This is a genomic window from Staphylococcus sp. HMSC070D05, from assembly GCF_001815595.1.
Classification (GTDB): domain Bacteria; phylum Bacillota; class Bacilli; order Staphylococcales; family Staphylococcaceae; genus Staphylococcus; species Staphylococcus hominis.
Genome location: NZ_KV821091.1, coordinates 1 through 25187, shown reverse-complemented (window position 1 = coordinate 25187; position 25187 = coordinate 1). Strand labels below are relative to the sequence as shown.

General features: G+C 30.9%; 24 protein-coding genes and 1 pseudogene. 6 read left to right on the top strand and 19 right to left on the bottom strand.

Translation table 11 applies throughout. The features are described 5' to 3' along the window. Positions 1 to 37: 37 nt before the first annotated feature. Entirely contained in the window at positions 38 to 838 is an 801-nt protein-coding gene (coaW, locus tag HMPREF3046_RS01305; protein WP_070715805.1) for a type II pantothenate kinase, read from the top strand. A 68-nt stretch (positions 839 to 906) separates the two neighbouring features. Here coaW and HMPREF3046_RS01300 read toward each other — a convergent pair whose 3' ends face one another. The 3 genes from HMPREF3046_RS01300 to HMPREF3046_RS01290 form a co-directional block, all read right to left on the bottom strand. Further along, on the bottom strand, positions 907 to 1572 hold the full coding sequence (locus HMPREF3046_RS01300; protein ID WP_070715803.1) for a DUF2750 domain-containing protein: 666 nt from the start codon (positions 1570 to 1572) through the stop codon (positions 907 to 909). Positions 1573 to 1676: 104 nt separating this feature from the next. Continuing rightward, entirely contained in the window at positions 1677 to 2873 is a 1197-nt protein-coding gene (locus HMPREF3046_RS01295) for an L-aspartate--L-methionine ligase LdmS (protein ID WP_070715801.1), read from the bottom strand. 3 nt (positions 2874 to 2876) lie between these two features. After that, positions 2877 to 4052 carry a M20 family metallopeptidase gene (locus tag HMPREF3046_RS01290; RefSeq protein WP_070715799.1) on the bottom strand — a complete coding sequence of 392 codons (1176 nt, stop codon included), beginning with the start codon at positions 4050 to 4052 and terminating at the stop codon, positions 2877 to 2879. Positions 4053 to 4311: 259 nt separating this feature from the next. Between HMPREF3046_RS01290 and HMPREF3046_RS01285 the strand changes: the two genes are divergently transcribed. Then, positions 4312 to 4782 (top strand): S-ribosylhomocysteine lyase, encoded by a 471-nt coding sequence (locus HMPREF3046_RS01285; RefSeq protein ID WP_070715796.1) that lies wholly within the window; start codon positions 4312 to 4314, stop codon positions 4780 to 4782. 66 nt (positions 4783 to 4848) lie between these two features. Here the strand turns inward: HMPREF3046_RS01285 and HMPREF3046_RS01280 are convergent, their stop codons facing one another. Genes HMPREF3046_RS01280 through deoC form a run of 4 tightly spaced genes read right to left on the bottom strand, consistent with a single transcriptional unit; the run spans position 4849 to position 8418 of the window. Continuing rightward, positions 4849 to 5199 carry a DoxX family protein gene (locus tag HMPREF3046_RS01280; protein WP_070715794.1) on the bottom strand — a complete coding sequence of 117 codons (351 nt, stop codon included), beginning with the start codon at positions 5197 to 5199 and terminating at the stop codon, positions 4849 to 4851. 2 nt (positions 5200 to 5201) lie between these two features. Next, positions 5202 to 6386 carry a phosphopentomutase gene (gene deoB, locus HMPREF3046_RS01275; RefSeq protein WP_070715792.1) on the bottom strand — a complete coding sequence of 395 codons (1185 nt, stop codon included), beginning with the start codon at positions 6384 to 6386 and terminating at the stop codon, positions 5202 to 5204. Positions 6387 to 6397: 11 nt separating this feature from the next. Beyond that, a complete protein-coding gene (locus HMPREF3046_RS01270; RefSeq protein ID WP_070715790.1) occupies positions 6398 to 7699 on the bottom strand; it encodes a pyrimidine-nucleoside phosphorylase in 1302 nt (433 codons plus the stop codon). Positions 7700 to 7755: 56 nt separating this feature from the next. Continuing rightward, the gene (deoC, locus tag HMPREF3046_RS01265) at positions 7756 to 8418 is read right to left on the bottom strand and encodes a deoxyribose-phosphate aldolase (RefSeq protein WP_070715789.1); all 663 of its coding nucleotides are present in this window, start codon (positions 8416 to 8418) and stop codon (positions 7756 to 7758) included. A 146-nt stretch (positions 8419 to 8564) separates the two neighbouring features. Between deoC and deoD the strand changes: the two genes are divergently transcribed. Further along, positions 8565 to 9275: a purine-nucleoside phosphorylase gene (gene deoD, locus HMPREF3046_RS01260; protein WP_070715787.1), complete on the top strand. Its 711-nt coding sequence runs from the start codon at positions 8565 to 8567 to the stop codon at positions 9273 to 9275. An 85-nt stretch (positions 9276 to 9360) separates the two neighbouring features. Here the strand turns inward: deoD and HMPREF3046_RS01255 are convergent, their stop codons facing one another. The 5 genes from HMPREF3046_RS01255 to HMPREF3046_RS01235 form a co-directional block, all read right to left on the bottom strand. Next, positions 9361 to 9801 (bottom strand): Dps family protein, encoded by a 441-nt coding sequence (locus HMPREF3046_RS01255; RefSeq protein ID WP_070715785.1) that lies wholly within the window; start codon positions 9799 to 9801, stop codon positions 9361 to 9363. A 202-nt stretch (positions 9802 to 10003) separates the two neighbouring features. Then, positions 10004 to 10399 carry a thiol-disulfide oxidoreductase DCC family protein gene (locus HMPREF3046_RS01250; RefSeq protein WP_070715783.1) on the bottom strand — a complete coding sequence of 132 codons (396 nt, stop codon included), beginning with the start codon at positions 10397 to 10399 and terminating at the stop codon, positions 10004 to 10006. A 150-nt stretch (positions 10400 to 10549) separates the two neighbouring features. Continuing rightward, entirely contained in the window at positions 10550 to 11923 is a 1374-nt protein-coding gene (locus HMPREF3046_RS01245) for an EVE domain-containing protein (RefSeq protein ID WP_070715779.1), read from the bottom strand. A gap of 376 nt (positions 11924 to 12299) precedes the next feature. Beyond that, entirely contained in the window at positions 12300 to 13232 is a 933-nt protein-coding gene (locus tag HMPREF3046_RS01240; protein ID WP_070715778.1) for a type I phosphomannose isomerase catalytic subunit, read from the bottom strand. Positions 13233 to 13574: 342 nt separating this feature from the next. Continuing rightward, positions 13575 to 14231 (bottom strand): SDR family oxidoreductase, encoded by a 657-nt coding sequence (locus tag HMPREF3046_RS01235; protein WP_070715776.1) that lies wholly within the window; start codon positions 14229 to 14231, stop codon positions 13575 to 13577. Positions 14232 to 14386: 155 nt separating this feature from the next. On the opposite strand from HMPREF3046_RS01235, the gene HMPREF3046_RS01230 reads away from it, so the two are divergent. Both HMPREF3046_RS01230 and czrB read left to right on the top strand, forming a co-directional pair. Continuing rightward, positions 14387 to 14713 carry an ArsR/SmtB family transcription factor gene (locus HMPREF3046_RS01230; protein WP_070715773.1) on the top strand — a complete coding sequence of 109 codons (327 nt, stop codon included), beginning with the start codon at positions 14387 to 14389 and terminating at the stop codon, positions 14711 to 14713. Positions 14714 to 14716: 3 nt separating this feature from the next. Then, positions 14717 to 15670: a CDF family zinc efflux transporter CzrB gene (czrB, locus tag HMPREF3046_RS01225; protein ID WP_070715771.1), complete on the top strand. Its 954-nt coding sequence runs from the start codon at positions 14717 to 14719 to the stop codon at positions 15668 to 15670. 85 nt (positions 15671 to 15755) lie between these two features. Here czrB and HMPREF3046_RS01220 read toward each other — a convergent pair whose 3' ends face one another. After that, on the bottom strand, positions 15756 to 16490 hold the full coding sequence (locus tag HMPREF3046_RS01220) for a metallophosphoesterase family protein (RefSeq protein WP_083316352.1): 735 nt from the start codon (positions 16488 to 16490) through the stop codon (positions 15756 to 15758). 128 nt (positions 16491 to 16618) lie between these two features. Between HMPREF3046_RS01220 and HMPREF3046_RS01215 the strand changes: the two genes are divergently transcribed. Further along, positions 16619 to 17680: a lytic transglycosylase gene (locus HMPREF3046_RS01215; RefSeq protein WP_070715770.1), complete on the top strand. Its 1062-nt coding sequence runs from the start codon at positions 16619 to 16621 to the stop codon at positions 17678 to 17680. 57 nt (positions 17681 to 17737) lie between these two features. Here the strand turns inward: HMPREF3046_RS01215 and HMPREF3046_RS01210 are convergent, their stop codons facing one another. From HMPREF3046_RS01210 to cdaA, 6 genes and pseudogenes are all read right to left on the bottom strand, one after another. Then, on the bottom strand, positions 17738 to 18598 hold the full coding sequence (locus HMPREF3046_RS01210) for an HAD family hydrolase (protein WP_070715768.1): 861 nt from the start codon (positions 18596 to 18598) through the stop codon (positions 17738 to 17740). 73 nt (positions 18599 to 18671) lie between these two features. Next, positions 18672 to 19517 (bottom strand): annotated as a pseudogene (locus HMPREF3046_RS01205) (ABC transporter ATP-binding protein). A gap of 20 nt (positions 19518 to 19537) precedes the next feature. Continuing rightward, positions 19538 to 21343: a glutamine--fructose-6-phosphate transaminase (isomerizing) gene (glmS, locus tag HMPREF3046_RS01200; RefSeq protein ID WP_070715766.1), complete on the bottom strand. Its 1806-nt coding sequence runs from the start codon at positions 21341 to 21343 to the stop codon at positions 19538 to 19540. A gap of 539 nt (positions 21344 to 21882) precedes the next feature. Then, a complete protein-coding gene (glmM, locus tag HMPREF3046_RS01195; RefSeq protein ID WP_070715764.1) occupies positions 21883 to 23235 on the bottom strand; it encodes a phosphoglucosamine mutase in 1353 nt (450 codons plus the stop codon). 28 nt (positions 23236 to 23263) lie between these two features. Continuing rightward, entirely contained in the window at positions 23264 to 24196 is a 933-nt protein-coding gene (locus tag HMPREF3046_RS01190; protein WP_070715763.1) for a CdaR family protein, read from the bottom strand. A 1-nt stretch (position 24197) separates the two neighbouring features. Then, positions 24198 to 25004 (bottom strand): diadenylate cyclase CdaA, encoded by an 807-nt coding sequence (gene cdaA, locus HMPREF3046_RS01185; protein ID WP_002455035.1) that lies wholly within the window; start codon positions 25002 to 25004, stop codon positions 24198 to 24200. Positions 25005 to 25187 lie beyond the last annotated feature (183 nt).

Below are 25187 nucleotides of genomic sequence, written 5' to 3'. Positions count from 1 at the left end.
ATTAACTTGTCATATATTAATTTTAGAGGTGAAAAAAATGAGAGTAGGTATCGATGCCGGCGGTACATTAATTAAAATAGCAATGGAAGATGATACACACCGTACATTGTCAACTGAATTAACAACAGATATAAATAAAGTCATTCAATGGTTAAACCAAAATGAATTTAAAAAAATCAATTTAACAGGTGGTAACGCAGGCGTTATTGCTGAAAACATCAAACAATCATCCCAAATATTTGTTGAGTTTGATGCTGCTTCAAGGGGGTTAGGTATTTTACTTAAGGAGCAAGGCCATCATATTAATCAATACATATTTGCAAATATAGGTACTGGTACATCTTTACATTATTATAACGGTCACCATCAAGAACGTGTAGGTGGAATTGGTACTGGTGGCGGAATGATTCGAGGTTTAGGTTATTTATTGACTGAAATATCTGATTATGAAACACTTACAAATCTCGCTCAATCTGGAAATAGAGATATTATCGATTTAAAAGTTAAACATATCTATAAAGATTCTGAACCACCTATTCCTGGTGAACTCACAGCTGCAAACTTTGGCAATGTACTAAATAATATAAATGAACATTTTACTAACTCAGATAAATTAGCATCTGTAGTAGGTGTCGTTGGAGAAGTGATTACAACGATGGCAATTACAGTAGCTCGTGAATATCAAACAAAAAATGTTGTTTATATTGGGTCTTCTTTTAATAATAATCACCTACTACGAAAAGTTATTGAGGATTATACTGTTTTACGAGGATGTCATCCTTTTTACATTGAAAATGGTGCATTTTCAGGTGCAATCGGTGTCCTTCATTTAAGCTAATTCAAACTAAAAATGTTAACATAAAAATCCCAATAGGTTTCTTTTTTAGAAATCTATTGGGATTTGATTTAAAATGATAATTCATTAGATACTTTTTGTGGAGAAACAATTGTACCTACGACTCCAGGTTTTAAATCTATTGCGACAGCTTGATCATTATCTCTTAATTTATCAAGCCATTCACTAAATACACTACCTTCAATTTCGATTAAATCACATTCTTCAAAATCTTTATCACGAACTTTTCGTGCCCGATTTTTAATACTCCATACAGGCATAATATTAGGTTTTTGATTTTCTTTATCACTAATAAGAATAAATCTTTTTTCCCCTTTACGTGTTAAGCCAAAAACATGATTTTCTTTTGAAATATCTTTTGCAAATTCTTTAAGACGAATTTTGTCTAATTCAGACATGAGTTCATCCATCATGTCTACAACTTTGACAATATGTCCCTCTTCTTTACTTGAAGTATTGATTAAAATTTTATCACTTTCATCAAACAATTCATCCATATCATACGTAACGAATGTATCAACATCAATATTTAATAGTCGATCAAATTGAATGTCTGAGTGATTTAAATACTCTTTTGCGATGTCTTCATTCGTCCACATTCCTGTATAATCGCCATTTTCATGATGAATACGAATTAATTTTTTATTTTTACTAGCCAAAATAATGACTTCATTGATTAATATCTCTTTGAAATAGTCATGATGCTTATATTCCATTGCAAACCCTCTCTCTTAATATACTAATTAAATGTTAAATTATATTAAAATTAACGTCAAATATACATATTCTTTTTTATCATTAATTTAGCTTATACTCTAACTTAATTAGTATGATCAAGTTCACTAATAAATGCTTGTTCTAATTGTTCAACTTCTTCTTTAGAATCAGCATTCCATATACATCCAAAGCGAGATTTCACTTCATCTTTACCAAACCAGTCACCGTCATAATACGAAAGAGGATAAAGCACGCCTTGTTTAACATATTTTAAAATAACATTGAAGAAACGGGTATTATCTCCTCTTGAAAAATAACTATAAAATTTTTGATAGTTAGGATTTAATTCATCTTGTAATAGTAGCATGCTTGTTGAACCATTTTGTCTAAAATTCAAATCTATAGCAAATACATCATCATTTTCATCTAATAATAAATCAAATCCTGCCACACCAATAAACCCTAAGTTCACTCCATTTTGCATAATTTCACGACCAGCTTGAATCACTTTTTCTGGAACATCATGCACATTTTCATTTCCTGCGTATAGACCATATTTATCGGTAATTTGATGGGCAGTACCTAGATAGGTGATACCTATTTCTTTAGAATATGCAAATTGAACACAATAATTTTTAACTGCTTTTATTTTTTGTTCAATGATTAAGTTATCAGTAGCATGTTCCGCTTCAAATATTCGTTTAGTTGCTTTTTCTAAGTCTTCGTCGTTATAGCAAATCATTACGCCATAGCCACCTGCAGTTGGTAGTTCATCTCCTGGCTTAATTACAAAAGGATAATTCCAATCTTTGATACGACCTTTGAAGTCTCTAATTGACACAATTTCACGATCTGGTAAATATTTATGATTTGTCCATTCAGGAATACGTGATTTATTATTTAAAGCTACAAAAACGTCTTTATCAATGGCATACGCTTCGTCATCTACTATGTCATTGTTTTCGATATATTGAAAATATACTTTCTTTCCTTCTTTGTTGATAATCTCTTGTAACAAGTGTTCATACGTTTCACGATTTCTAAATGTATAAAGATGCTCTGGTATTTTTTTACCAATAAGACCAAATAGTTGTTGTAATTTATCTGTAATACTCGCTTCGTGTACAACAATCGGCATATCCTTAGCGATAATCATTTCACGACCAGTCAAAAAATTAGACTGATGTTCTTCAGTTGTGAGCCAGGGATTCAATGCATAAGAAGGTCTTGAATTATAGACAATATTTTCATCATACAAATCACTTAACGTTAACTTTGGAACATTATATTCATTTTTCATTTTTTACCCCTTTATTTGAGAATGTTGCTCTACAACCTCATCAAATAGTTTTTTATTTTCAATTAATTCTAGTCCCATAAGGGCAATAATTTTTGCGCCTCGAATCAAAGCTTGATCACCATGAACACTTGCAGCTGCTTCTCTAAAACGGTGTGTATGACCTACTAAATTTCTTGAGCCAATTTTAACATGTGGATGAATCGTAGGAACTATATGACTAACATTTCCCGTATCTGTCGAACCAAAACCAAAATCATCATAACTTACTTCTTCGCCAACTTCTATGGCATATTTTTCAAATAATTCATCTAGTTTAGGTGTTTTTATAAATTCATTTACACCATTTTGAATAGGACCAAATTCATAGTCACAACCTGTTTGGATGGCTGCACCTCTTGCAATTTGATTAACGCGTTCTGTTAAAATATCTAGTTCTTTTCTAGTAGTGGCACGTGTATAAAATCTTGCATGCGTATAATCAGGTATAATATTAGCAGCTTTACCTCCATCTAAAATCACACCATGTACACGATGACTTTTCTTAATCTGTTGACGTAATTGAGCTACACCATTGAAATAAGAAATCATCGCATCTAATGCATTTAAAGCCTCATCCGCATTTTCTGAGGCGTGGGCGCTTTTACCATAAAATTTAATATCAAGCACATCAACGGCTAATGTATTTATCGTTGGATATGTTTCATTTCCAGGATGAATCATAAGTGCAATGTCAATATCATCAATCACACCGGCTTTTACATATGAAGCTTTCGCACTTCCATTTTCTCCACCTTCTTCGGCAGGACATCCTAATACAACTACTTTCCCACCAACATGGTCGATGACTTGTTTAAGTGCTGCTCCTGCCAATACACTTGCTGTCCCAATGATATTGTGACCACATGCGTGACCTAAACCAGGTAAAGCATCATATTCAGCTAAATATCCTATAGTTGGTCCTTCTTTTTCAGACTGGTAAGTTGCAATAAACCCAGTAGCATGTCCGGCAATATCTGTTTCTATCTCAAACTCATTTGCTCTTAATTGATCAATTAATGTTCTTGAAGCAAATATCTCTTCATTGCCTAACTCAGGACGCTCGTGTATACGATGGCTTATTTCGACATAATCGTACTTTTTATTCTCTATATAGTCTAATATCTCTTGTTTACTACTCATCAATCTATACTCCTTTTATACACGAATATTAATATCTATATTTATTTAGACATCAAGTCAATCAATTTCTTGATGTATCTTTAAATTTAATTATTACTTATTTTATCGGATTTACTATAGATTGTCATTAAATTCGTTTGAATTTACAAAATTTTCTTACAATAATTATTTAAATCACTTAATTAAGAAAATTGTAAATGATTGGTACTCTTGTTACAATCATATTATTCAAGCAATGTATTTATAGGAGGAAATAAAAATGACTAAAATGAACGTTGAAAGTTTTAATCTTGACCATACAAAAGTAGTTGCACCATATATTCGTTTAGCAGGCACAATGGAAGGGATTAATGGAGACGTTATCAAAAAATATGATTTACGTTTTAAACAACCTAATAAAGCGCATATGGATATGCCAGCGCTACATTCATTAGAACATTTAATGGCTGAAAATATCAGAAACCATTCCGATAAAGTTGTCGATTTAAGTCCTATGGGTTGTCAAACTGGTTTTTATGTTTCATTTATTGATCATGATAATTATGAAGATGTATTAAATATTGTTGAAAAAACTTTAAATGATGTGTTAGAAGCTACAGAAGTTCCTGCTTGCAATGAAGTTCAATGTGGTTGGGCTGCTAGTCATTCTCTTGAAGGTGCTAAAGCACTCGCAAAAGAATTCTTAGATAAACGTAATCAATGGGACGACATTTTCGGTGAAGGCAAATAATTTATACTTAAATAAACAATACCCTATCTAAATGCTTTAGGTAGGGTATTGTTTATTTATGTTTTATTATAATTTTTTTACGATAGCTATTAAAATGAATTGAAGAGGTAATCTTAAGTATAATGCCCATTTAGGAACAGGTTTATCTCCTACTGGTAATTGCTTTCTTGCCATGTAAATGTTTGCTGGAAAAACTGCAAGTAAAAATGCATTAATACCTTTTTTCAACCAATCTGCAGGTCTTTTAGCTAATAGCATGACTCCAAAGAACATTTCAAATACGCCTGTCACTAAAACCGCTGTTTTTCGTAATGGTAAATACTCCGGTACAATCGATCTAAATTGACGTTCATTTGTAAAATGTAGTATTCCTGCTGATCCAAATGCCAAACCTAGCAAATATCTCATTATTTTCATAATTATTCAACTCCCATTTCTTTTAAATAACTTTTTCCGTATTTTGGTAATTCAACATTGAAATTATCTGCTATTGTTGCACCAATAGAACTAAATGTTGTATCACCTGATAATCTATGATAATTATTAATTTTAGGACTAAACATCAATACAGGAATATATTCTCTAGTATGATCTGTTCCCTCTGCAATTGGATCATTACCATGATCAGCAGTAATAATTACTAAATCGTCTTCTTGAAGGTTGTCGATTAACTCAGGCAAACGTGAATCAAAATCTTTAATGGCTTGTGCATAACCTTCTTTATCACGACGATGACCATATAAAGCATCAAAATCAACAAGATTTAAAAAACTTAATCCATTAAAGTCTTTTTTGACAACTTCTATTAACTTATCCATTCCATCCATATTATTTTTTGTACGAATGGCTTCAGTTACACCTTCGCCATCATAGATGTCATTGATTTTACCAATAGCAATAACATCATAATCATTATCTTTTAATGTATTCATAACAGTTTTACCAAATGGTTTTAAAGCATAATCATGACGATTAGATGTACGCGTAAAGTGTCCTGGTTCACCAACATATGGACGTGCAATAACACGGCCAATTAAGTACTTAGGATCTTTAGTTAATTCACGAACCTTTTCGCAAATATCATACAATTCTTCAAGTGGGATAATATCTTCATGTGCAGCAATTTGTAATACAGGATCTGCACTTGTATATACAATTAAATCACCTGTTTTCATTTGATGTTCGCCCAATTCATCTATAATTGCTGTTCCAGATGCTGGTTTATTTGCAACAACTCTTCGTCCAGTTATTTCTTCAATTTGATGAATCAGTTCATCTGGAAAACCATTTGGATATACTTTAAACGGTTGCATAATATTGAGCCCCATAATTTCCCAGTGGCCTGTCATCGTATCTTTTCCTACAGATGCTTCACTTAATTTAGTATAAAACGCACCTGGTTGTTCGACTTTATTGACCACTGGCAAATCTTCAATATTACCTAATCCTAATTTTTCTAAATTAGGTAATGATTGGTTAAAACCTTCTAACGTGTGTTTTAATGTATGTGAACCTTCATCTTTAAAAGCTGCAGCGTCAGGTGCTTCACCAATACCTACTGAATCCATGACAATTAAATGCACTCTTTTAAATGGTGTCGTCATATTTAACACTCCTACTCTGTAATTATTTTATGAATTAATGTTGGTGTTTTTGCTTGCGTTTTAATTTCGATACTTTCGTCAAGTTTCTTAATTACATCATCAACATTTTCACGATTACTGTGAATCGTTAATAAAGACTCTCCTGCATTGACTTTGTCTCCTACTTTCTTATTCAACACAATGCCAACACTTAAATCTATGTCATCTTCTTTTGCTTGTCTTCCCGCACCTAACATCATTGAAGCAACTCCAATTTCATTAGCAATAAGCTCTGAAACTACGCCACTTGATTTTGCTTTATAATCAATTTGATATTCGGCAGTCGGTAATAACTCCGGTGAATCGACAACTGAAGCATCTCCACCTTGATTTTCTAAAAATGTTTTGAATTTATCTAATGCTGAACCATTTTCAATGGCTTCATTGAGCAATTGACGCGCCTCTTCAAGTGTATTTGCTCTTTCAGCAAGTACGACCATTTGTGAACCAAGCGTTAATACTAGTTCAGTTAAATCTTTAGGTCCCTGACCATTTAATGTATCAATCGCTTCTTTTAATTCTAAAGCATTCCCAATCGCACGACCAAGTGGTTGACTCATATCTGAAATAATAGCCATTGTATTTCTACCAACATTATTTCCTATGCTAACCATAGCATGTGCTAAAGCCTCGGCGTCTTCTAATGTTTTCATGAATGCACCATTTCCAGTTTTAACATCTAAGACGATTGCATCAGCACCCGCGGCAATTTTCTTACTCATGATAGATGATGCGATTAGAGGAATAGAGTTAACTGTTCCTGTAACATCTCTTAATGCGTATAGTTTCTTATCTGCAGGTGTTAAATTGCCCGTTTGTCCAATCACTGCAACTTGATCTTCATTAACAAGTTTAATGAAGTCCGCTTCAGAGATTTCAACATGGAACCCATCAATAGATTCTAATTTATCAATCGTACCACCCGTATGTCCTAAACCACGGCCACTCATTTTGGCAACTGGCACTCCCACTGCAGCTACTAATGGTGCCAACACTAATGTCGTCGTATCTCCAACGCCACCAGTTGAGTGTTTATCTACTTTAATACCATTGATTTTTGATAAATCAATAACATCCCCTGAATTAACCATTGCCATAGTTAAAGCTGCACGTTCTTCTTCATTCATATCTTGGAAAAAGATTGCCATCGCTAAACTAGAAGCTTGATAATCTGGGATATCTCCATTGGTATATCCTTCTATGAAAAATTCGATTTCTTCTTTAGTTAATGTCTGTCCATCACGCTTTTTTTCAATGATGTCTACCATTCTCATTGTGCTATCCCCTTTCTTGGTTGTTGCATTTCTAAATGATGTTATAAAACATATTATTAATAATCAGAATTTGATTCTAAACCTTTGATAATTTGAACACCAGCACTTGCTCCAATACGTGTAGCACCTGCATTAAGCATTTTGTGGAAATCTTCAAGATTACGCACGCCACCTGAAGCTTTAACCTCTAATTCGTCTCCCACAATGTCTTTCATTAATTTCACATCTTCTGGAGTTGCGCCTCCGCCAGCGAAACCAGTTGATGTTTTAACAAAATTAGCGCCTGCTTCCCTCGAAATTTCACAAGCTTTCACTTTTTCATCTTCTGTAAGAAGCACAGTTTCAATAATCACTTTCACAGTATGTCCATTTGCTGCACCTACAACGCCTTCGATATCTTTTTTCACTTCATCATATCTACCATCTTTAAGCGCTCCAATATTAATGACCATATCAATTTCTGACGCTCCATTTTTAATCGCATCTTCTGTTTCAAAAATCTTTGTAGCGGTTGTTGTAGCTCCAAGTGGAAACCCAATCACTGTACATACGAGTACATCAGAATTCCCAAGTTGTTCAGAAGCATACTTAACGTGGGTCGGATTGACGCAAATTGATTTAAAATGATACGCCTTAGCTTCAGAAATAATTTTATCAATCTGTTGACGTGTTGATTCCGGTTTTAAAAGTGTATGATCAATATATTTTGAATATTCCATAACAATTTCCTCCAATGTATTGCTCGAAAGCCAACTATATTAACATAATTTATATGTTTCTCTCATTTATATAGTACAAAAATTCGCAAAAATTTTAAACAAATGTTATCTTTATTTTGAATAAAAATGTTAAGGAGAAGATATTCATGACAAACGGTACACCTCATATTCAACCTAATGGAACTAAAATTGCTAAAACAGTATTAATGCCTGGGGATCCATTACGTGCAAAATATATTGCTGATAACTTTTTAGAAAATGTTGAACAATTTAATGAAGTACGTAATATGTTTGGATACACTGGCACATATAAAGGTAAAGAAATCTCAGTAATGGGTTCAGGTATGGGTATTCCAAGTATTGGAATTTATTCGTATGAACTTTATAATTTCTTTGATGTTGATACCATTATTCGAGTTGGTTCATGTGGTGCATTACAAGAGAATGTGAATTTATATGATGTCATTATTGCTCAAGCTGCTTCAACTAATTCAAATTATGTAGATCAATTTAATATTCCTGGTCACTTTGCTCCAATTGCGGATTTTGAGTTAATTACTAAAGCTAAACAAGTTGCTGATGATATCGGGGCAGTTACACATGTTGGAAATATTTTATCATCAGATACGTTTTATAATGCCGACAAACATTTCAACGATAGTTGGAAGAACATGGGTATCTTAGGTATTGAAATGGAATCAGCTGGCTTATATTTAAATGCAATTCATGCTGGTAAAAAAGCATTGGGTATTTTTACTGTAAGTGATCATATCTTAAGAGATGAAGCTACATCAGCTAAAGAACGTCAAACATCATTTACTCAAATGATGGAAATTGCTTTAGAAATCGCTGAATAATCACTTATCATTGTTAATATTAAAAGTTGAAAGAGCCATTGTAGACGTTTTATCGTCCACAATGGCTCTTTTTAAAATAGAATTTTTAAACTAAATAAGATTTAAACATCCAATTATGTTTATCTACTGATGTTTGCATACCAATAAACATATCTTCTGAAACATCGTCTCCTGCTTTTCCTGCAACTTCAATTGCTTTTTCAAGTTGTTTAGAAATTTGAGTTAAATCTTCAGAGAAAGCTTTAACCATTTCTTCAGCAGTGTAATTTGTATCTGCTTCTTTTACAATTGAAAGTTCTAAACTTTCTTTTAATGTTGCTACTGGATTACCTCCAATTGCTAGAATACGTTCTGCTAAATCGTCTACATATTGACTAGCTTCATTGTATAATTCTTCAAATTTTTCATGTAATGAGAAGAAATTAGGGCCTTTAACATACCAATGGAAGTTGTGTAATTTTGTATATGCTACTGTCCAATTTGCTACTTGTTGATTTAATTCTTTTACTACATCTTGTTGAGTCATCGAATCTCTCCTTTTTTATACAGTCATGTCTCTCTTTTACAATCATAATTATATTATAATAATTATAATCTGTAAAGTTATTTTACACACGCAACTTAAAAACACTAATACTTATGAATAAATATATAGAATCTTTATCAAAAACTTTATAATATATAATTAAAAATTATAGATATTATCAATTAAGAAATCATTTTCTCATTTATTGTCTATCATCATCAATAAAGAATGATTTTTCATATGCATTTGGTTTATGCCAATGTGTTTTCCACATTTTATCTCTATTATTAGCAAATAGTCGATAACCTAAATTTCTTATTGGCAATGGTGTTACTCTAAGTAGTATACCTAACCATTTTTCACTACTTAATGTTGTGATTAATTTTGCTACTGCAGTAGACTCGTAATATAAATGATCTCCTTCTTGTAGTATCACACTATTTTTATTTTTAGCTTCGGGATGTTGTTCAAATAAATGTTGTCCCGCTTCTCCTTTTAAAGTCGCAAACTCATAATTTTTAGGTAAACCATGTTGTATTAGCCAAATACAATAATTATAACAATACACACACTTTCCATCATAATAAACGATTGGCATGTTCTGTCACCTTCCTTTTTAACTTATTTAATATATTCCTTTTACAAGGACTCATTAAACAAAAAAAAGTGGATATAGAATTTATTTCAAATTCTATATCCACTTTAGCTCATTATACGTTATGATATTTTTTATCTAACCTGTTTGCGATTATGCATCATGGTTCACTTTTACAATACGTGTATATTTTAAAAATTGTTGTGAATATTTATTTTTTATATCTTCTAACTTTTCGTATGTTACGCCAATAATATGCCAATTAGGATTAAAATGATAAAAAGAATCTTTTTCACGAGACCAAGTAATCATGTTACTGTCTTTATTATATCTAGGTAATGTAACTTCGTACCCTTCTAAAACATTAATATAAGTTTGAAATATATCTGGATCGAGTCTATTAAAGTTATCAATCACTAAGTAACTTTTGTCATTTTTAGGCATAAGTTGTGTAATAAAACCTTCTCTATAATATAAGGCACCTGTCTCATTAGGTAAATATTTGCCATATAACATATCTTCACTAAAGTCAGGATGACCACTAGTAATAACTGGATTAGAATTCGTTTTTTGTAAAAGATGATTGGCTGCTTTCAAACCTTCTTCACGTTTATCTACAACGAGTAAAATAAAAGGTTTAATTGTCTCATCATGATCCGTATTGAACTCTGGTTTTTTAATAGTCTCAAACGGCGTTCTAATCCCATCATTTTCACTCATTTCTATAATAGCATCGTATTGTGCTTGACTCATACTTGCTATTGCTTGCTTAGCATTTTCTTGTAAAAAGTATAAGTTTTTTAATTTAGGATGTTTATTTAGTGCTCCTAATGTAACAGGAGTGATATTCTTTTCATAATAAATCTCTATCGCAGTACTATTAGTACGACCAGGAATTGGAGGTTTTTCATGAATATGACGAGATACTTCACCAATTCCTACGACCGATTGATTGCTATTCTTATCATAAATTATTAAATTGTCCCCTACTTCTAATTGGTTATAAAAATGATAACCATTTCGCTTAATTCCATTATAAGTATGTGTAAAAATCGTATAATGTGTATCAGGTTCAAATTTTTCAGTTTCAGATAAGAAGAAATATCGAGGTAATTGAATGTTACATTTTCCTAACTCAACGATTAATTGAAACTCCTCTTTTGTGAGCTGATTTATTAACGTTTCTCGCATATTATTCATTCGGTAATCTAGCACTTCACTACGTTTTAAATAGTCAGTAGTTAAAGGCTTTAACTCTTCATTAAATTTAAATTCAACTCTGATTTTATTTTGTGCTCCAGTTTGAACACTAATAATTTCCCCAATTCCTAATAATCCAGTATCTGTTTGTACTTGATAAAAAATCACTTGATCGCCAATTTTAGCTTTTTTGAACGCTCGAAAACCCTGAGTAGGATTGAACTGTGCTCCAGACTCAAATAAAGTTGTTTGTCCAACTAATGGTTCATTATGGTTCCATCTTGTATATCCACAATTTAACCAAAAGTAATTTACTTCTTCTGCCATCTAGAATCTCCTTCTTACTTATTTTAAATTTAGTATCTTTATTCATGTATATATTAATATTTAATTTTAGCACCTATTAGTCATTTTTAGATAGCTTAATTTAAATATATGAATAGTCTATAAGATTTCGTTTTTTTTATTTTATCATATTTTTTTAATAGAGTTGACGTATTATTAAATCACTTTTTAAATTCAAAAAAGTGAAATAGAATCATATGAATCATCACAAAATTCCATTTCACTTTTAAAATATACTACCTTATTATTTAAACATTATTAGCTTTCCGATTAACAAGAAAAGGAAGATAAAAAACTTCTAGATTCAGCTATCATACTAGAAAACCATATACTTCTGCTTGTAAATTAAATTGATTAATTAAATATAACTTATAATTAGAATGAACTCTCCTTCAAATACGCTATCTAAATCTTCAGAAGTTAAAATAAAATTAGACCCCTTTTCTAGCTTAAAGATTTCACCATCTGTAATCACTTGTCCATGACCTTCTAATACAGAAATAAGACAAAATTCACGAGGCTTCATATAATTAAGCGTTCCACTGATTTCCCATTTAACCATTGTAAAAAAGTCATTAGATACAATTTGGCTACGTTTATGATTTTCTACAATTGTAGTTTCAGGTACTATAGCAGGTGCATTTGCAGTAAATTGAATCACGTCTAATGCTTTGCTAACTTCTAATGATGATCCATCAGTTCGATTACGTTCATAATCATATACTCTATATGAAATATCAGATGATTGCATTGTTTCATATACTAAAACGCCAGAACCTATAGAATGGAGCATTCCAGCTGGTATAAAATAAAACTCACCTGGTTTAACTTTGATTCTTTCTACTGCGTCCAACACTGCTTCTTCTTTTATCTTATTCTCAAATATTTCTTTTGAATCAGCAGAGGTACCGAGTATAATTTCAGCATCCTCTTCTGCATCAATAATATACCAACATTCTGACTTGCCATATTGACCATTTTCAAATTCATATGCATACGAGTCATCAGGATGAACGTGAATAGATAGAGGGTTTCTTGCATCCACTATTTTACATAATAAAGGGAAATCTTTACTTGGAAAGTCTCCAAATAATTCTCTATGCTCATTCCATACTTGATCTAATGTTTGACCAGCATACTGACCATTTTCAATCATATTTTTTCCATTCGGATGTGCAGAAATACCCCAGCATTCCCCAGTTTGTTCACTTGGTATGTCGTAATTAAATTGATCTAACTTATTACCGCCCCATATTTTTTCAAAAAAAATAGGCTTTAAAAATAATGGCATGATTGCACCTCCTAAAACAGGGTTATTGCTTCTCTCTTTATTTTAAAATGACATATCGTATTTAAATGAGTATGTATAATTAGAACTATTAATGACTCACTTTATCTTTAAATTACTATCTATTTAAGCTTTTAATATATCAGACAACTAATTCTATATGAACGCTATTTCGTTTCTATAGTTAAACAAAAATTTTCACTCATATGTTTATTATATCAATTTCATTATTAATTTAATAGAAATTATATATATTAATAAAAAAAGAATAGAACAGCAAGTTTTAAAACTTACTGTCCTACTCTAACACAGAACTTTTCCTTTGTAATTAATTATCTAACTTAACTACTCAAAACGAGATAATGCTTCTTGAATAGATTGATGGCCTGAAAGAATTTGAAATTCTTTATTTTCAAATTTATCTTCAGCAGTCGCTACGTGTTTTAATACAGAAGCCACATCTTCGCGTGGAATTGTACTTCCTTCATCAAAATACAAGTCAGCTTTAATTTCACCCGTACCGGATTTATCTTCTAAACCACCTGGATGAACGATTGTATAAGTTAGTCCAGAATTTCTTAAATGATTATCTGCATAGTGTTTTGCAATTGTATAAGGTTTTAAATCTCCACTTGCATCAAATGCTTCACGACGTGAATCGTAAGTAGAAACCATCACATAATGTTTAACGTTTGCTTTTTTACTTGCTTCAATTGTTTTCACTGCACCATCTAAATCAACAATAATTGTTTTATCAGCACCTGTGCTACCTCCTGAACCAACTGAGAAAATAACTTTATCAAAACCTTTAAATTTCTCAGTTAAATCATCAATACTATCTTTTTCTACATCTATTAAAATGGCATTAATGCCTTGCTCTTTTAACGCACTTTCTTGTTCTTCTTTACGAACACTAGCTGTAAAATCAACTTGATCTTCTTTTAATTGGTTAACCAATTTAGAACCTACACCGCCATTAGCGCCAATAACTAATATACTCATAAATTTATTTCCTCCTTCAATTCATTTCATAGTCTATTCATACCACTTAGTATCATTTTTAAACTTGTTTACTATACACCATTGACACTTAGACAAGGACACTATATATTAATACATGAATATATATTCATGTATTAAAGAGGAGGTCTCATGTGATGTCTAATATAAATAAAGATAGAGATATATTTATAGATGAATACTTGCTGAACCGTTTAACTGATACATTTAAAGCGTTAAGCGATTATAACCGTTTACGTATTTTAGAATTGTTATATAAAGGTGAAGCTAGTGTTGGGCATATTACGCATACATTAAAATTAACTCAATCAAATGTATCGCATCAATTAAAGAATTTAAAACAAGCAGGCCTCGTTAAGTCATCACGTCACGGTCAATCTATGATTTATTCTATAGACGATCAACATGTTTCTATTTTATTAAAACAAGCCATTCAACATGCTAATCATCAAAGAGGTGAATAATAAATGTCTAATCACACACACCATCATAACCATACTCATAATCATGTTCATACCAATAACAAAAAGATATTAGCAATTTCTTTTATTATTATAGGCTTATTTATGATTGTTGAAATTTTAGGAGGATTTATTGCTAATAGTCTTGCACTATTATCAGATGGACTTCATATGTTTAGCGATACTGTTTCACTAGGAGTTGCTTTAATCGCATTTATTTATGCAGAGAAAAACGCTACTTCAACTAAAACATTCGGTTACAAGCGTTTTGAAGTCTTAGCTGCCTTATTTAATGGTATAACTTTATTAATTATTAGTGGCATCATTATTATCGAAGCGATCAGAAGATTTTTCGATCCTATTAAAGTACAATCCATCGAAATGTTTGTTATTAGTGTGATTGGACTTATAGTGAATATTATCGTTGCAATAATCATGTTTAAAAGTGGTGATACGTCACATAACTTAAATATGCGCGGTGCTTTTATTCATGTTTTAGGAGACTTACTTGGTTCATTAGGTGCTATTATAGCATCTATTCTTATATACGTATTTAACTTTACAATTGCTGATCCTATCGCAAGCATTCTAGTTTCCATTATTATATTAAAAAGTGCAATCGGTATTTCACGTTCGTCACTTAATATTTTAATGGAAGGTACACCAAGTGACGTCTATTTAGATAAAATCATTAGTACAATTACAAATCACAATGAAATTTATAATGTCCATGATTATCATGTTTGGACTATTTCAAATGATATGAATGCGTTAAGTTGTCATGCAGTAGTCTCTGAAACTATGTCTGTTCAGGACTGTGAAGGACTTCTTAAAAAAATAGAACATGAATTACTTCAATTAAATATACAACATATGACGATTCAATTAGAAACACCACAACATGATCATGATACTTCAGTACTATGCTCTGGATTACATAAAGCGCATACTCATCATTAAAACTACACAAACAATACCCACAGTTTACAATATAAGTAAAAAAGTCGAACAGAATTCATATTAGTTTCTGTTCGACTTTTTTTACTTATATAAAATGATCGAAAATAAATTGTTTGCCTGGTACATGTTTTTCATCAAATCCTTGAAGAAATTCTTCATTATCATACGGTAACTTTACTCTTTCAACGCTAAACTCATTTTCGTTAATTGTGACGATTCCATATACAGCATATTTCCCATTATTAAGTCCTACTGAACCAGGATTGAAATATGTTTTGTTATTATCATCATACAAGTGTAATTGATGATTATGTCCAAAAGCTATAAAATCCGCATCCTTATCTTCAAATAATTTAACTATTTCTTCTTTTTTATTATTTACAATAGGTTCAAATGGTTGTTTATCAATGTCCACTTCTAATCTTTGATTTTCAATTTCATAATGTATAAATAAACATTTTTTCCCACAAATTGTTTTTTCTAAATATCTTGGTAATGTATTTAATACATCATAGTAATCTTCATCCATTCGACTTTCAATCCATTGATGGTGTTCATAAAATTTGTTTTTTAAATCTTCTGGATACGGTGTACCATTAACAATTGACATAATTGCTTCATCGTGATTCCCAGCAATGATGTCCATATCATCTCGATCAAAAATCGTATCTAATACTTTATTGGTCTCATGGCCAATTCCAATATTATCACCTAAGTTAAAGATTTGATCGATATCTTCTCTATTATCAATATCATCTAAAACAGTTTGTAAGGCATCAAAATTACCATGAACGTCTGTTAAAATTGCAAATTTCACCATAAAGTCTCCTTTCATTATTAAATCATTAGCATATTTTAACACTTAAAACATAATATTGTTAGATATTAATTTAAAAAAAGCACAAATTCTGATATTGTGTATTATATTAACGTAAAGGAGTGCTTATTTTGTTTAAATTTCATAGTTTAGCATTTAAAAATGCTAAGTCACAACTCATAAAAACAATACTATTTAGTTTAGTAAGTTTTATTATTGTATTTGTGGCATTTGTGATTGCTAGAACTTTCTTCGTTCAAAACTTTATGCAGATGCAACTAGCAGCACAATTTCAACAGTCAGCAAGCGCGTCATTATTTATGATGATACTCGTCCTAGTCTTAGGATTACTATTCTTTATACTTGCAGGTTATCAATTACTTGCAGGGGCTTTTAATATTATGGCTAAAGCCGTTGAAAAAGAAAATATTCAATTTTCTGATTTGTTTTTTGCTTTTAAAAAAGGAAAATATATTAAAAGTCTTCTTTTAGCTTTAATTACTATTATTGTTTATGTTGTATTATATTTAATCACATTAGGATTAAACTTTTTATTTAATAAAGCTTTAACACCATTATTCACATCTATTCAACAGTCAGTAAGTACATCTGATCACGCTATGGGTATTTTACTTACTGTACAAATTATCTTAATTATCATTATGGGATTCATTATTTCAATCGTATATTGGCTCTTCTTTATATTAATGATTAATTATACTGTATCATTTGCACGTAACAATGACGTAAGTGCTATAGGTCATTTTAAAGACGGTTTTAAAGGAATTAAAAATGGACGTAAAACTTGGTTCAAATTCTTTTTAGCTATCTTATTAATTAACCTACTCATTATTATCATTACACAACCACTTGGTACAATATTAACTGTATTAACCGGAAACATGTCCCAAAATGTAGCACAAGTGATTTTAATTATTGCTCAAACACTTATTATTATTGTACGTTTAATTCTATATTTTGTAATTATAATGGGGATTGTTCAATATTTCTTACGTCGCGGTGAGAATGTGAATAGACCTGTAAAAGAGAAGAAAAAAAGTAAACGAAAAGAAAAAAAAGAAATAAACCATAAAAAAGAAGAGTTAACAAATGACCCTTCATCTTTTAATGATACAAAAAATCATGTTAAAGAAGACTTAAATCATCAAAAAAATTTGAATAACGATAAATAAACCACTATTCAACACAAAAGGTAAGAAAGCAGGTTTCACCTACTTTCTTACCTTATTTTAATTTAAAAGATGTTGTTCTAAATATAAAGCCGCGCCATCCTCTTCATTTGTATATTGTGTAGTATCATCAGTGATAGACTGAATTTCTGGACGTGCATTTTTCATTGAAACAGTGTATCCTCCAAATTCAAACATTGCTCTGTCATTATCGCTATCACCAATAACAAGTGTTTCTTCTTGTTTAATACCGAAATGATCTATTATTTCTTTAATTCCAGTGCCTTTATCCACTTGATAAGCCATCGTCTCAGCATTAAATCTTGAAGAATTAGATACGCTAATATTTAATAACACTTTATTTTGTATTAACTCATCTCTAAATGTTTTAATTTTATTTAATTTTTTGTTAAATAAATAAATTTTAGAATAGGCGTCATTTGGAATATCTTTTTTCCAATTAATTTTACCATTCATAGCATCTCGACGTGACTTCCATTCACTTTCACTCACATCATTTTGTGGATGTTCACTATCAATCATATCTTCCATCCATGATTGATCTTCAATTAATGAAATTCTATCTCCTTCAAAAGGAAAAACTTCATAATAAATGTGTTGTTGTTGAGCCAGTTGTACGATTTTTTTTACATTATCTATGGTCAAACTATGTTTAAATAAAATTTTATCTTCAATATCGCCTCTTGTCCCATTAGAACTAATAATACCATCTACTTTAAAACCTTTTGGTACTAAACTATGAATTTCAGAATAAGAACGTCCTGTTGCTAGAAATACCTTATAATTTTTTTCTCTTAATTGATCAATTACTTCTTTTGTTTTTACAGTCGCTTTATTATCTTCATGCAATATTGTTCCATCCATATCTAAGAATATTGCTTTAATATTTTCAAATGCCATCGTTATACCCTCCATCTAATTCTTTCTTAAAATTGTGACATTTATTCAACCAAAGTGCAAACTCAATTATCTTTTATACAAAATATCGATTTCTATATCGAATAACTTCAATTTGATTATTAAAAAATTTAGACATAATTGAATCAGTTAAAATATCTTTTGTTTTTCCTTTATTAAAACAACTACCCTCTTTTAATAAAAATATCTTACTAAATAAAGAAATAATTTCCTCTATGACATGAGTAATGTAAATCATCGTCAAATAAGCGTATGTCCTATTTAAATTTTCTAATAAATATAATAACTGTTCTCTAGCCAAAAAGTCGCATCCTGATGCTGCTTCATCAAGAATAAGCACATCAGATTGGTGTATAAGCGCGCGAGCAATTATTACTTTTTGTTTTTGCCCAGTTGAGAGATTTCCTAAATATTAATCTTTATATGATAACATTCCTACTAAATTTAATGATTTTTCTGCTTCTTTTGTATGTTCATCAGAATACTCTTTATATAGACCGATAGGTTTAAATATGCCACTTGATATGACATCAATCACTTTCTCACCGTCTTGAAATTTTTCTAATAAACAATGCGAAGCAAATCCAATATGTTGACGAACGTTTTCTACAGAATATCCTTTTTTACCTGATTTCATTTCAAACAATGCTATTTCACCCTGTGATACACTTTTATAAGAATTCACGATATTTAATAGTTTTGTTTTTACTGCATCATTCAACCCATAAAGAATCCAATTATCTCCCGCTTCAATATGCTAATTTAAACCATTAATAATTGTTTTTCCGTGTTTCTTTTTATAGATATGCTTTAAATTTATCAAATAATCACCTCTACTTAAAATAAGTGTATGATGATTCTGATTATATAACAAATTAAATAAAAAACTGAGACATGTCATCCATGTCCCAGCTTTTTGAATTATTCAACTGTAACTGATTTAGCTAAGTTACGAGGTTTATCAACATCTAATCCTCTGTGTAAAGCTGCATAATATGCGATTAATTGTAGCGCTACTACTGATACTAAAGGTGTTAATAATTCGTGTACATGAGGCATCACATATGTGTCTCCATCTTTTTCTAAACCTTCCATTGAAATAATACAAGGTTTAGCGCCACGTGCTACTACTTCTTTAACATTACCACGAATGGATAAGTTCACATTTTCTTGAGTAGCTAACGCAATGACTGGCGTATCATCTTCGATTAATGCAATAGTACCGTGTTTTAACTCTCCACCAGCAAATCCTTCAGCTTGAATATATGAAATTTCTTTAAGTTTTAATGCTCCTTCTAAACTTACATTGTAATCCATTCCACGACCAATAAAGAAAGCATTTCTAGTCGTTTCTAAGAATTCTTTAGTAATTTTTTCCATTACTGGCGCATCATCTACAATCGTTTCAATTGCAGTTGTTACTTTTGCTAATTCTCTTAATAAGTCAATACCGTTATCGCGTCCATACGCTTTAGCTACAACTTGAGAAAGAATTGATAATACAGCAATTTGAGCTGTATAAGCTTTAGTTGATGCAACAGCAATTTCAGGTCCTGCGTGTAATAACAACGTATGATCAGCTTCACGAGATAACGTTGAACCTGCTACATTTGTAATTGTTAAAGACTTATGGCCTAATTTATTTGTTTCAACCAATACTGCACGGCTATCAGCTGTTTCTCCTGATTGAGAGATATAAATAAATAAAGGTTTTTCAGATAATAATGGCATGTTATAAACAAATTCTGATGCCACATGAACTTCAGTTGGCACTCCAGATAGTTTTTCAAGATATTCTTTACCAACTAAACCAGCATGATAACTTGTCCCTGCAGCAATGATATAAATACGATCTGCATTCGACACATCTTTAATAATCTCAGAATCAATATTTAAATCTCCATTTTCATCTTCGTATTCTTGAATAATACGACGCATTACTGCTGGTTGTTCATTAATTTCTTTTAACATATAGTGATCATAAATACCTTTTTCAGCATCTGAGGCATCTATTTGAGCAGTATACGTTGGACGATCTTGAATATTTCCATCTTTATCTTTAATTGTTACACTTTCTTTTTTAACAATAACAATTTCATGATCATGAATTTCTTTATATTGATTTGTAACTTTAATCATTGCTAATGCATCTGAAGCAATAACATTAAAGTCGTCACCAATACCAACAAGTAAAGGTGATTTATTTTTAGCTACATAAATAGTGTCTTCATCCTCAGAATCTAACATACCTAAAGCATATGATCCATCTAATAAAGATACTGCTTTAGTGAATGCATCTTCAGTTTCTAACCCTTTATTTGAAAAATATTCTACTAATTGAACGATAACTTCTGTATCAGTTTCTGATTTAAACGTTACATCTGATAAGTATTCGCTTTTTAGTTCTTCATAATTTTCAATGACACCATTATGTACTAAAGTAAAACGTCCATTATTTGATTGATGAGGATGTGAATTAACAGTACTAGGTACCCCATGAGTAGCCCAACGAGTATGACCAATTCCAATGTGACCATCAATGTCATTGCTATCTGCTACTTTTCTTAATTCTGCAATACGTCCTTTTTCCTTAAATACAGTAGTACCCTCATCATTGACAACAGCAATTCCTGCTGAATCATATCCTCTATACTCTAATTTTTCTAAACCAGATAATAATAATTCTTTGGCATTATCAAAGCCAATATATCCAACAATTCCGCACATATTTCTTTTTCCTCCATTACATAGTCATATGATAATTTTATTTGCTATATAAAATTTTTTAATTAGACATTGTTCGATTTATTGTATTGGATTCTAAACATCATATTTCTATGTTTTCTATTTGGCGTTCTTATTATATTTGTACATCTAGTCACCTACATGTTTTAAATAATAAGCTAACGAATGTGCCACATCCGGAATAGCATCCGCCGATTATATCGATAACTATTCTCCTCGTCTACAATATAATTAGTATGTCTATGAGTATTCTCCTAATTAATACTAAATGATTAACATTCTAATTACTTGTCCAGGCGCTTTGTTTTATTTTTATTACATCTATCCTCCTTTCTTCCAATACTATTTATTCTACCTTTTTTTATTAATCTTTTGCAAATATTATTATATTTAATTCATAAACTTATAGTCATAATTTGATATTTAATTTATATTTTTTGATAAAAAATACTCTCTTTAAAATTTTCAGTTCTACAACTTTAACTTTAAAGAGAGTGTATTCTTATTTTTTAATGGTACTATTAATTTAATCCCATTTTTTCTTTTACTTTATTAGCAATTGTTTGAGCGTAATGTTCAGCATCTTCATTTGTAGCTGCCTCAACCATTACTCTTACTAATGGTTCAGTGCCTGAAGGTCTAACTAATATTCTTCCTTCACCGTTCATTTCATTCTCAACTTCATCCATAACAGCTTTAACGTCTTCATTTTCAGACACATGATGTTTATCTGTTACTTTTACATTGATTAATGATTGTGGATACTTTTTCATTTGGGCTGCTAACTCACTTAAAGTTTTACCACTTGATTTAATAATAGCTGCAAGTTGTACGCCAGTTAGTAGTCCATCACCAGTCGTGTTATAGTCCATCATTACTATATGTCCAGATTGTTCTCCGCCTAAATTATAATGGCCTCGTCTCATTTCTTCAACGACATATCTATCTCCAACTTTTGTTTTATTTGATTGAATGCCTTCTGTTTCAAGAGCTTTATAAAATCCTAAATTACTCATTACAGTAGATACAATCATATTATTATTTAATTCATGATTTTTATGCATTTCTTGACCAATAATAAACATAATTTGGTCACCATCAATGATGTTACCCTTTTCATCAACAGCAATTAAACGATCTCCATCTCCATCAAAAGCTAAACCAAAATCACTTTCAGTTTCTACAACTTTTTCAGCTAAATGTTCAGGATGAGTAGATCCACATTCATCATTAATATTGTATCCATCTGGATTACAACCAATTGTAACTGTCGTTGCCTCTAAATCACCAAATAAGAAAGGCGCAAGTGAAGAAGTTGATCCATTCGCCCCATCTAAAGTAATTTTAAGTCCATCTAAATTTATATCAATGGTAGATTTAAGATAACTTAAATATTTTTGTGCACCTTCATAATAATCCGAAAAATGCATAATGTCTTTACCTGCTGGACGTGGTAAGTCAGGTTGTTCTTGGTCTAATAATTGTTCAATTTCTTCTTCCTGTTTATCTGAAAGTTTAAAACCATCAGCACCAAAGAACTTAATACCATTGTCAGCTACAGGATTATGAGAGGCAGAAATCATTATCCCTAATTGTGCTCCTATTTCACGCGTTAAATATGCAACACCTGGAGTAGAAATAACACCTAATCTCATTACTTCTGCACCTATTGATGCTAATCCAGCAATTAAAGCAGATTCTAACATTTCACCAGACACACGAGTATCTCTACCAACTAAAACTCTAGGATGTTTCTCTCCCTCATTATGTGCTAATACATAACCACCATAGCGACCTAGCTTAAACGCTAATTCAGGTGTTAATTCTTTATTAGCTACTCCCCTTACACCATCAGTTCCAAAATATTTTCCCATTTTAATTACTCCTTTATTATCTAGTTTACTATTTTAAATTGACATGTGCTGTGACTTCATTGAATTCAGATTTCTTAACCTGTTTAGGTATTTTGAGTTGAAGTGTTTTATCAGTCGACTCAGTGATATCATCTAAATTTACATCAGCTTCTATATCATTAATATCCTTCAAATCATCTTTATTACCATAAATTTCTACTTTATTCTCATTTAGTTTAATATTATCTAAACTCTCATCGTCAGGTAATGAACCTTTTTTAACGGTTTTAATTTTTACTTTTTTACTGTAAGGTTCAAGTTTCACTGACATTTTAACATTGTTAGGCTTGATTTGAACGTTTAATTTATTTAATTGCTTGTCAAATGCAGTAATTTCAGCTACATCAGTAGTATCCTCACTGATATTAGTCGCATTTTTAAATGTAGCTTTTAAATATGCAATTTTGTCTAATTGCTTTTTACCACCAGTAACTTGAACAGTATTTTCATTTAAAGAAGCTTCACTTACTTTATAATTTGAATCTATATTGTTTTGTGCAATATCAGGGTGAACATGCATTGTTTTAGTGTCTTTATCTTCCAAAGTGATATACGCATGTTTAGGTTTAACATTATAACTAATATCGTTACTTAATCCCTTAACAATATAATCTTTTTTATAATTTCCAGAGTTAGCATTAGATAAATTAACCGTGACCTTGATATCGTCTGAACTTTCTATTTTCAATAACTTTGATTGTGGTCCTGAAATAGTAACATCAACAGTTTCTGGTGATTTAGTAACATGTAAATTTTTGGTATTATAAAGAATTTCTACAGGTACATCTTCAATTGTTTTAGAAGAATTCTGAGATAGATTATCATTGTTAAAAATATTGCCAAACACATTATTAACAGAAAGATAAAAAAAGATCGCTAATATTAAGGCAAAAAATCTTAATCCCCATTTACTTTCTAACATGTTATTTCACACCCTTCTTTTGAGCGCGAGCTCCAAACCAATGTTCAGCTAATAACTCTTCGAATACTTCGTCAGAAACATCACGTCTTAATTTACCATCGAAAGTAACTGATATTGAACCGGTTTCTTCAGATACTACCACAGTAAATGAGTCCGAAACTTCAGAAATTCCTACGGCTGCCCTATGTCTTGTACCTAAACTTTTAGAAATTTTATTACTATCTGAAAGTGGTAAATAGCACGCAGCACTAGCAATTTTAGTATTTTGAATAATCATAGCCCCATCATGTAATGGTGTATTAGGTATAAAAACATTTATCAATAATTCTTGAGATATTGCAGAATTCATTGATATACCAGTTTCAATATAGTCTTGTAATCCAGTTTCCTTTTCAAAAACAATTAATGCTCCAATTCGTCTTTTAGCCATATACTGAACAGCCTTTGATACAGATTGGATTAATTTTTCTTCATCATGACTGTAAGTATTGGTATAACGTTTAAATAGGCTCCCTCGCCCTAATTGCTCAAGTGCTCGTCTAATTTCTGGTTGAAATATCACAATTAAAGCTAAAACGCCCCATTGAATCACAATATCAAATAACTTTGAGGTAGCAGTTAAATTAAGAAGTTTACTTACTTGTTGTCCAATAACTATAAATAATATACCTTTAAGCAATTGAATTGCTTTAGTTCCTTTAAATACAGTAATGAGAAGATAAAGGACATACCAGACAATAAGTATATCTAATATACTTGTAATAATCTTCAAAGTACTAAGATTATTAAAAAAGTTGGAAAAATCCATAATCTCTCCTCCGTCTATAACTTTCATACTCATAATTATACCAATGAAAGGTGTAACTGTCATACTATGAAAGTCATACTTATAAATTTTTTCATGAACATCACTACTAAAAATGGGTAATAAAAAAGCACTCCATTAAGGAGTGCTTAAAGTGAGCCATAGAGGATTCGAACCTCTGACCCT

Coding starts and splice junctions, on each gene's coding strand:
- coaW (WP_070715805.1), top strand. CDS start 38: ATGAGAGTAGGTATCGATGCCGGCGGTACATTAATTAAAATAGCAATG.
- HMPREF3046_RS01300 (WP_070715803.1), bottom strand. CDS start 1,572: ATGGAATATAAGCATCATGACTATTTCAAAGAGATATTAATCAATGAA.
- HMPREF3046_RS01295 (WP_070715801.1), bottom strand. CDS start 2,873: ATGAAAAATGAATATAATGTTCCAAAGTTAACGTTAAGTGATTTGTAT.
- HMPREF3046_RS01290 (WP_070715799.1), bottom strand. CDS start 4,052: ATGAGTAGTAAACAAGAGATATTAGACTATATAGAGAATAAAAAGTAC.
- HMPREF3046_RS01285 (WP_070715796.1), top strand. CDS start 4,312: ATGACTAAAATGAACGTTGAAAGTTTTAATCTTGACCATACAAAAGTA.
- HMPREF3046_RS01280 (WP_070715794.1), bottom strand. CDS start 5,199: ATGAAAATAATGAGATATTTGCTAGGTTTGGCATTTGGATCAGCAGGA.
- deoB (WP_070715792.1), bottom strand. CDS start 6,386: ATGACGACACCATTTAAAAGAGTGCATTTAATTGTCATGGATTCAGTA.
- HMPREF3046_RS01270 (WP_070715790.1), bottom strand. CDS start 7,699: ATGAGAATGGTAGACATCATTGAAAAAAAGCGTGATGGACAGACATTA.
- deoC (WP_070715789.1), bottom strand. CDS start 8,418: ATGGAATATTCAAAATATATTGATCATACACTTTTAAAACCGGAATCA.
- deoD (WP_070715787.1), top strand. CDS start 8,565: ATGACAAACGGTACACCTCATATTCAACCTAATGGAACTAAAATTGCT.
- HMPREF3046_RS01255 (WP_070715785.1), bottom strand. CDS start 9,801: ATGACTCAACAAGATGTAGTAAAAGAATTAAATCAACAAGTAGCAAAT.
- HMPREF3046_RS01250 (WP_070715783.1), bottom strand. CDS start 10,399: ATGCCAATCGTTTATTATGATGGAAAGTGTGTGTATTGTTATAATTAT.
- HMPREF3046_RS01245 (WP_070715779.1), bottom strand. CDS start 11,923: ATGGCAGAAGAAGTAAATTACTTTTGGTTAAATTGTGGATATACAAGA.
- HMPREF3046_RS01240 (WP_070715778.1), bottom strand. CDS start 13,232: ATGCCATTATTTTTAAAGCCTATTTTTTTTGAAAAAATATGGGGCGGT.
- HMPREF3046_RS01235 (WP_070715776.1), bottom strand. CDS start 14,231: ATGAGTATATTAGTTATTGGCGCTAATGGCGGTGTAGGTTCTAAATTG.
- HMPREF3046_RS01230 (WP_070715773.1), top strand. CDS start 14,387: ATGTCTAATATAAATAAAGATAGAGATATATTTATAGATGAATACTTG.
- czrB (WP_070715771.1), top strand. CDS start 14,717: ATGTCTAATCACACACACCATCATAACCATACTCATAATCATGTTCAT.
- HMPREF3046_RS01220 (WP_083316352.1), bottom strand. CDS start 16,490: ATGGTGAAATTTGCAATTTTAACAGACGTTCATGGTAATTTTGATGCC.
- HMPREF3046_RS01210 (WP_070715768.1), bottom strand. CDS start 18,598: ATGGCATTTGAAAATATTAAAGCAATATTCTTAGATATGGATGGAACA.
- glmS (WP_070715766.1), bottom strand. CDS start 21,343: ATGTGCGGAATTGTTGGATATATTGGCTTTGATAATGCCAAAGAATTA.
- glmM (WP_070715764.1), bottom strand. CDS start 23,235: ATGGGAAAATATTTTGGAACTGATGGTGTAAGGGGAGTAGCTAATAAA.
- HMPREF3046_RS01190 (WP_070715763.1), bottom strand. CDS start 24,196: ATGTTAGAAAGTAAATGGGGATTAAGATTTTTTGCCTTAATATTAGCG.
- cdaA (WP_002455035.1), bottom strand. CDS start 25,004: ATGGATTTTTCCAACTTTTTTAATAATCTTAGTACTTTGAAGATTATT.